10 protein-coding genes and 2 pseudogenes are annotated in these 8,167 nt (G+C 22.5%); 2 read left to right on the plus strand and 10 right to left on the minus strand.

Annotated features, from left to right (window positions below):
• Positions 1 to 338: 338 nt before the first annotated feature.
• Positions 339 to 1,325 (minus strand): annotated as a pseudogene (locus tag D9R21_RS03180) (IS30 family transposase).
• 87 nt (positions 1,326 to 1,412) lie between these two features.
• On the opposite strand from D9R21_RS03180, the pseudogene D9R21_RS08520 reads away from it, so the two are divergent.
• Both D9R21_RS08520 and D9R21_RS08290 read left to right on the plus strand, forming a co-directional pair.
• Positions 1,413 to 1,469: pseudogene (locus D9R21_RS08520) on the plus strand (hypothetical protein); the annotation flags it as partial.
• A 297-nt stretch (positions 1,470 to 1,766) separates the two neighbouring features.
• A complete protein-coding gene (locus D9R21_RS08290) occupies positions 1,767 to 1,880 on the plus strand; it encodes a DUF3688 family protein (RefSeq protein WP_241568712.1) in 114 nt (37 codons plus the stop codon).
• Between the two features lie 21 nt (positions 1,881 to 1,901).
• Here D9R21_RS08290 and D9R21_RS03190 read toward each other — a convergent pair whose 3' ends face one another.
• From D9R21_RS03190 to D9R21_RS03230, 9 genes are all read right to left on the minus strand, one after another.
• Positions 1,902 to 4,154 (minus strand): spiroplasma phage ORF1-like family protein, encoded by a 2,253-nt coding sequence (locus tag D9R21_RS03190; RefSeq protein ID WP_126821072.1) that lies wholly within the window; start codon positions 4,152 to 4,154, stop codon positions 1,902 to 1,904.
• Positions 4,147 to 4,446 (minus strand): hypothetical protein, encoded by a 300-nt coding sequence (locus tag D9R21_RS03195; protein WP_126821073.1) that lies wholly within the window; start codon positions 4,444 to 4,446, stop codon positions 4,147 to 4,149. Before D9R21_RS03195 ends, D9R21_RS03190 begins: the two co-directional genes overlap by 8 nt.
• Before the next feature lie 11 nt (positions 4,447 to 4,457).
• Positions 4,458 to 4,694 (minus strand): hypothetical protein, encoded by a 237-nt coding sequence (locus D9R21_RS03200; protein ID WP_126821074.1) that lies wholly within the window; start codon positions 4,692 to 4,694, stop codon positions 4,458 to 4,460.
• The gene (locus tag D9R21_RS03205) at positions 4,694 to 5,092 is read right to left on the minus strand and encodes a hypothetical protein (RefSeq protein WP_126821075.1); all 399 of its coding nucleotides are present in this window, start codon (positions 5,090 to 5,092) and stop codon (positions 4,694 to 4,696) included. The genes D9R21_RS03200 and D9R21_RS03205 overlap by 1 nt, the downstream gene beginning before the upstream one ends.
• A complete protein-coding gene (locus D9R21_RS03210; protein ID WP_241568713.1) occupies positions 5,085 to 5,957 on the minus strand; it encodes a hypothetical protein in 873 nt (290 codons plus the stop codon). The genes D9R21_RS03205 and D9R21_RS03210 overlap by 8 nt, the downstream gene beginning before the upstream one ends.
• A gap of 139 nt (positions 5,958 to 6,096) precedes the next feature.
• Positions 6,097 to 6,300 carry a DUF2649 family protein gene (locus D9R21_RS03215; RefSeq protein WP_126821076.1) on the minus strand — a complete coding sequence of 68 codons (204 nt, stop codon included), beginning with the start codon at positions 6,298 to 6,300 and terminating at the stop codon, positions 6,097 to 6,099.
• 152 nt (positions 6,301 to 6,452) lie between these two features.
• Positions 6,453 to 6,893 (minus strand): DUF3627 domain-containing protein, encoded by a 441-nt coding sequence (locus D9R21_RS03220; protein ID WP_126821077.1) that lies wholly within the window; start codon positions 6,891 to 6,893, stop codon positions 6,453 to 6,455.
• A gap of 209 nt (positions 6,894 to 7,102) precedes the next feature.
• A complete protein-coding gene (locus D9R21_RS03225) occupies positions 7,103 to 7,354 on the minus strand; it encodes a hypothetical protein (RefSeq protein WP_126821078.1) in 252 nt (83 codons plus the stop codon).
• Positions 7,354 to 7,503 (minus strand): hypothetical protein, encoded by a 150-nt coding sequence (locus D9R21_RS03230; RefSeq protein WP_101519313.1) that lies wholly within the window; start codon positions 7,501 to 7,503, stop codon positions 7,354 to 7,356. Before D9R21_RS03230 ends, D9R21_RS03225 begins: the two co-directional genes overlap by 1 nt.
• Positions 7,504 to 8,167 lie beyond the last annotated feature (664 nt).

Raw genomic sequence — 8,167 nt, forward strand, 5'->3', positions numbered from 1 at the left:
CCCTTTGCCATATAAAAAATGTTTCTCCTAACTTTATATATTTAATAATAACCTAGAAAGGTTTTTTATTTCATATTCTCAGTTAAAAGAAACATTGTACATTTTAATAAATGATTTTTATATTTCTAATCTAATTAATGATAATTTTTCATTGTTTTGTATACTGTAAAACTAAACGATAAAAAGTTAATAAAATTATAACAAATTAAAAATAAAAATCAATAATTACAAAAAATAACAAAATAAAAATATTATTTTTAATATTTATTTTCAAAATTATAAAATTAAACACAACAAAAAATAAAGTTTACTAATCTTATACAAACAATAAATTTAATTTAATTTAAAAAAATTTTTTTAAAATATTGTCTCGATGTAAAATTTCCCAAGCAAGGTCTAATTGTAGTATTTAATATATCTAAAATAGATTTTAATCTACTACGAATATTAATTAATGATTAATTTTGACCTAATCAACGCCTTATATCTCTATTTATTCTTTCTACTAATGCTTTCTGACGAGGTTTACCAGCATCACAAAAATAAACTCTTATTTTAAAATGTTTTTCTATTGTTTTTCATCTATAAAATTCTTTTCCTCTATCGGTTAAAATACAACTAAATTTGCTAATACCAATTTGTTTAATCATTTTCATTAAAATTATTAATACAATACTTGCCTTTTTACTAAATAAAATATGGTAAAAAAGTATCTTTGATTTACGATTTACTAAAACTAACAAATGAAAATTACCACAATCAATAGTATCCATTTCTCAAATTCCACTAAAACTTAAATCATCTCCATAATCATTTAAAAATTGCTTATAATCTCTAATATTAATTAATTTTCCACGATTATCATTTTTTTCACCATTTTTTGTTTTTCTTTTTTTATTTTTAAAATATAACATTTCTTTTTTTAAATTAAAATAACCTAATCTAATATATTTATACATTGTTTTAAAACATACACCAAATTTTACATTATATTGTAATTCATAAGAAATAATAATATTTTGTGGCGAACGACCAAAATTATTATATTCATTCGAAAAATAACTTAATTCTTGTGAATTTAACATTGAATATTTACGACATTGTTTTTTCTTTTTATCATGTATTTTTTGTGCTTTTGAAGCATTATAATCATTAATATTATCAAACATATTTAACTCTTCTCAAATTACAGAATAAGACCTATTAATTTGCTTAGCAATTTTTCGAATATTAATTGTTCCATTTTTCTTTTTAAATAATTCATTATCTTTTAATTTTTTCAAATTTACTCTTTCATTAATATCTAATCTTTCATATTTTTTCACACTTTACCTCCTAAAATATTAAAATATGTTATAATTTATATAAATTAATTATAACATTTTAAGTAAGGAGATAAAAATATTAAAAAGTTACTAAGTATTTTAGGAATAATCGGATTAACAACAACAAGTACAACATCATTAATTAGTTGTGAAAAACCAAATAACAATGAAAACGAGGAGAATAATAAACCAAAACCCGCACCAGAACCACAACAACCACCAAAAAATAGTAATTGAGAATTAATCGATTATCCTACATCTACAATTAAACTTCGTGATTTATTTAAAAATCCAGATAATAAATGATATGTAATAAATTTATTTACTACACAAGAAGGGTATATTATAAGAAAATTTAAATTTACAAATAAAACTAAATTAGTTAAAAAAAGTGATTATGATGAAACTGCTTGAAAATATAAATTTAAAGATTATGAAGGGTTGCCTACTGAATTAGTTGGATATTATAGATATGTTTATCGTTGAAATGGTGTTAATGAACCACAAACACCAGAAATAAATAATGGTGGTGAAATTACTGATTGAAAAAAATAAAAGGACTAACAAGTCCTTTTTTTAAATCAATCGCACAAATTTCATAAATATAATTAATAAAAATAAATTAGTTATTGTACTATACAATGCGGGACTAAATTTTCATACTTCGAATGTTTGACTAAAAAAACTATATATTGTTTGAAATATTTTGCCAACACCACTCGCTAATTCGTTTACTTGTTTTATACCAGGAATATTATTAACTATTCAAATTGCCGCATTACGAATATGACACGCTAAGTTATATCAACTACAACTTTCATATTGGGCTTGTCATCATTGACTATCAGGGAATAATCCGCCGTTATTAATTTCTTGTCAATTATAAATTCCAAAATTAAAATCATAATAACGATACATATCGTTATCTTTTTGTGCTTGTAATTCAAAAACATTATAACCGATTTTTTGTTCTTCCATTTTTTTATATTTTAAACCATATTTATTCTGTAAATTACTACCGTTAAAAACATAACCCTCATTTTGATTAATATTATAATCATTTGAGACAGAAAAATCATAATTAAATACATCTCCATAGTTTGTATTATAAAATCGATTTTTATAGGCTGAATACATCTTAAAATCTAATAATTTATATTTATCAGAAAAATAAAAATATCGTGGATAAATTTTAAAACCATTATTTGCTAACAAACCATATTTTTTGTTATATCCTTGTACATAAGTGTTATTTTCTAAATCAAAAATGGTTCGTAAATAATCTTTATAAAAGTTTTGCGAAACTGTAAACATACTATTTAACAATTTTTCAAATTGATTTTTATTCGTATTATTTTCATCAATTAAAACATCTCTAAAATTAACTAATTTCAAACCAAAAAAATTAATTAAAACAGTATTATATTCTAAATTATCAATATAACCACTTTCAATAAAATTACTACGATTTTGGAATACTGGAACTAAAGCATAAGCAAAAAATGCTTTTAAAAACTTATTAATATCAATTTGGCCTTTCATCTGTTCAAAAATATGTTTACCAGTATTAGGAGTATTATCTTGATTATAATTATATGTTTCAGCACTAAAATTAAAGATACTATCTTTTTCTTTCATAAAAGTAAACAAAAAATCTAAATCATCAGTATATCGATAACTATTTGCATTATTACCATCCCAATATTGTTTAAGATGTGTTAATTCTAAACTACCAGCAACAATATTTTTATGTTCATCAATCGTTAAAATCATTCGATAAATTGATTTTCTAGTTAAAATAATACTAGGTTTTCAGTCCAATTTTTCCATATTATTAACAATTTCAAAATCAAAAATTATTCTTTGTGTTCCAACAATAGAACTCTCATAATCGGGATTACCGCCTTGCTGAATTCTAATATTTTCTTGGATAATAACATCTAAGTAATTATTTAAAAAGTCTTTAACTTTATTTTGATTGTAAATATTTCAATCAGTAATTTCACCACCATTATTTATTTCTGGTGTTTGTGGTTCATTAACACCATTTCAACGATAAACATATCTATAATATCCAACTAATTCAGTAGGCAACCCTTCATAATCTTTAAATTTATATTTTCAAGCAGTTTCATCATAATCACTTTTTTTAACTAATTTAGTTTTATTTGTAAATTTAAATTTTCTTATAATATACCCTTCTTGTGTAATAAATAAATTTATTACATATCATTTATTATCTGGATTTTTAAATAAATCACGAAGTTTAATTGTAGATGTAGGATAATCGATTAATTTTCAATTATCTTCAATTAAATTAATTTGCTGTAAATCAGTGATATTTGCTTTTAATTTATTTAACATTTGCGTTAAATTATATTTATTTGTAAAAGAATAAATAAAATTAGTTAATTCTCTTAAAAATTGTTTTTTATCAACATTATAAAATTTGTTAATGTTATATTGTTTAGCATAAGTATCTCAATTTTTATATAAATCCATAAACTTATCACTTGGTTTATCGTAAGAAACACCAGTTGAATAACTATCCTTTAAAAAATCTAAATATCATTTATCGTTATAAGTTAATGATTGTGATGTTTTTAAAGTTGGATTAATAAAATAATTTGTTTCAGACCAATTTTCAAAGAAACTACTGCGTAAAAACATTGTATTAATAAAATCAGTTTCATTCATTCCCGTTGTTTGCTGATTAACAATATAATTTTGCTGATTTAATGGCTTAAATGCCGTTAAAGTAATCAAAGGAATAATTAAACCTAAAATTCCTAAAATGGATATAGCAAATAAAGATAATGACTTACGCATTATTCTTTACCACCTTTTCTTTTTTATTTTCTTTTATTAATTTGATAATTTGATTAAATAGATAACCATAAAAATAATGAATTACTAAGATATATCATAATATATCAAATCATAAACCATAAATTATATAACCATTTATACCAGCATATTTCTCTTTTAATTCATCAATAGTTGAAACTGTATCTAAGACACATACAAACGTTAATGAAAAACTTATAATAAGATACAAAATTAAATCAACCCAAGAAATAAATAAACCCTTTTTATGTTTCTTTTCATTTTTATTATCCATAAACTCAACTCCTAACTATACAATGTTTTTGAAACAATAAACCCAACAATATATAAACTTGATATTGTTAACATTAACGGATGATTAAACAAAATTGCCATCTTACCAAATAAAGAAAGTAAAAAAGTATCTGAGTTATATAAATCCATAATGATATTTTTTGCTGATGTTAATTGATTAATAATAACTGTAATAAAACCAGTACCAAATATAGCAATTGCCGCAACCAATAAAACTAGTCTAATCATTATTTATGCACTCTCCTATATCCTTGTTCTCTTGTTTTTGCTTGTTTTGCTAAACTTGATAATTGTTGTTTATTACGATTAATTTTAAACTGTTTACGCTCTTTAATATGTTTTTGCATACCTTGTTTAGTATCTGAAACTCCACGAGCAGTCGCAGAATAAATATTTGATACACCCGTTTGTACTGTCGAACCTAATTCGTTATATTGGGTTCTTGTACCGTGAATTGCATAAATCGATAACTTAACAACCATAAAAAAAATAATAAAATAAGCAATTGTTGTATTTGTCATTGGTAATTTAGTATTTCAAATTACATCAAAAATAAACAAAAAAACATCAAAAATAAAACTAAAAATATTATCTCAATTACTACTTTCTGACAACAAATTAATCATTTTTATCACTTCCTTTTTCTTTTTTAGGTTTTAAATTCTTTTTCAAAATATCAATATCAAACAATTCTAACCGCTCTTTAACACTCAATTTAGTAATTTCTGACCAATAGTATTCTTTGTTATTAATTATTTCATCATTTTTTAAATCACGAACAAACTTTAATCATTGACTATCATATTTCTGTGCAAATTCTAACGGAATAATTATTTTAAAAAACCGAATTCCTAAACCAACATCTGACTTATGTTTTACTCGTTTACCTTCTGCTGTTCGTTCTACTGATTTTGTTTTTCAAATTTCATAATCCATAATATCTTGAAAAATACCAATTCGCATAATAAAGAAACGATTAAAAAAATTAAATCCTTTTTTAGCAATCGGTTTTTTAAGTGAAATTGGAATAATAATACCACTTGCTAATTGTCGGATATTATTTCAAATCATACCCTCACGCTGTGCTGTAAACAAAGCACAATTACCAAAATGTCTTGCTAAAACAATTCACGGAATTTTACCACTATGGACTTTTTTCTCATCGTGAGGACTAGTTCCATCAATATATAAATAACTTTCATCAAATAAAATAACACTATCATCAGGGGGAACTGGTTTTGTTCTATCTGTAAAATCTAAATTTTTAAATGTTAAAACTTTAACTTTCTCATCTTCTAACGGATAATTACTATAAATTTTATCTGTTAATAATTTCATAGTTTGTGATAAATAAGTTAAAAGTAAAGTTTTTCCGGTTCCTAATTTACCAATAATAACTGATAACGGATTATCTCAAACAAAACTTACTAACCGAAAAGCATTTAACTGATAAAATATTTTTTTCAAACTCATCATACAAAATAAACACATTGCAAAGCAAATAATAATCAAAATACTAAACCAGTATAATTTAATGAAATTATTCAAAATAACAAATCAATTAAACTAAACAAAATCATTGAACCACTAATATAACAATAATTTTTTAAGAAAAATACAAACTTTTTCATTATTTAAAATACCCAACTATTTTAAAAATCATTCATAACAAAAACCAAGTTAAAAATAAAATAACAATTCAAACACCAACCATCAAAGTTAAATATTCATTCTGTGTCAAAGTCCAAGTTGTAATACTTTCAACATTTGTTTTATTTATAAACAAAAAGACATGAATAAAAAACTCTTTTAATTTTTCTCAATCATTTTGCATTTTTAAAAACTCTACATTTTTTGAATAAGTTTAAAAAACATCCCAAAAAATAAAACGATAAATAATACAAACGATATAACATATAAAAATTCAGGGGCATTTGAACCAAAAATATAACTAACAAATTGAACTCAATAGTCATATAAACCCATTTAATTTAAAATTTCTAAATCATTAATTAATTCTTGCTCTTTTTCAACACTTCAATTTGTTAAATTATTATTGTTATTATTTACTTTTACTTTTTTAGGTTCATTTGAAAATAATGCTTTGTGCATACGATTAAAATAATTTTGTTTATATTGATTATACAAATTAATTAATTCTATTCCAGTTAAATACTTTCAAATATGACGTTTTAAATTTTCATCATATTTTACAATAGGATAAGAATTATCATAAATCAAACCAATTGCTACTTGTTCTGAATGTTTTTCAATCGGATAAATAAATTTATTACTCAATCAAAAACCAATATGGCGATTATGATTAGGTAAATTTATAAATGAAGCTTTATCAGTCTGAAAAACTATGAATTCTTTACGAATAAAATAATTCTCTATATTTTGATTTTTCTTAACAAAATTACTCAATTTTATCAACTCCTTAATAAACATTGTTTTTAATTAACAATGTTATAAATAATGTTAAAATATTGTTTATCTATTGTTTAATAAACATTGTTAAATATAAAAATAATAAAAATTGGCACACTGAAAAATACTATTAAGTTTTAAAATAATAGTTATACAAAATAAATTAATAAAAAATAAATAAACTAGTGTGCCTTAGTTTCTTATTACTAAAATCCTTTGACCATAACACGGAAAAAGTTTAATATTTTAACAATAACAAAAATACCAAATGGAATTAAAATAATTCACGCATCACCTAAAAAAGTCATTAATTGTGGTAATACAGCATAAATTGCTTCTTTAACTTTCATCATCGCTTGCCCTAATCCACTTCAAATAGAACCCATTCCATCTGAAATAGTAGGTGGCGTATCTGCTGCTAAAAAATTAATTGCTGTTGTTAAATACATCCCTAACATTATTTTTTATCCTCCTTGTTTTCAATTTCTTTTTTATCTTTTTTCTTACCTTGAATTTGGCGAATTTTCTGATAAATTGATAAACCAATTCACGCAAAAATACCCAATATAATAACAACACTAAATATTGTCGTTAATCAAACTGGCATAATATATCTCCTTTCAATAAATTAAAAAATTGAAATTTGCAAACTCGCTCCGCTCGTTGTCGCTTTGCTCCACTTAAAAAACATTATTGAATAAATTATCCGCTAATAAATTACGCGGAATAATTTATTCTTTTACTTTTTAATTTCAATATCTTTTACAATCTTATTGACAGTATTAATAACAATATCTTTACCATACTTTTTCACTAACGACCGCAAAATTAAATATTGCTTTGTTTGCATAATTTCAACCTCCTATAATTAACTTAAAAAAGTTAACTAAATTAATAGTTAACTTTTTATCGGTTGGCATTTACAATTTACATTTTTATTAAATAATTCTAGATTATTAATATTAATCTGTTCTTTTTCGGTAAAAATTGTAATATCATAATTTCCATAACCTCAAATACCTGTTATTTCAATTTTATTTAAATTATTAATATTTTGTGAAAATAATATTAAAATATTATTTTCAATAAAATTATTAATTAAATTTAATCATTCTGTTTTTGAATATACTGTTCCCCTTTTATGATATGCATATAATTCAATTAAAACTTCTGGTAGTAAGAAAAAAGTTGAGGTTTTATAAAAATTATAAATAAAGTAATTAAATATAAATTAAAGTAATCGCTTATTAGAGCGATTTTTTTATTTGCAT

The sequence above is a fragment of the Spiroplasma endosymbiont of Megaselia nigra genome, from assembly GCF_003987485.1.
Lineage (GTDB): Bacteria > Bacillota_I > Bacilli_A > Mycoplasmatales > Mycoplasmataceae > Spiroplasma.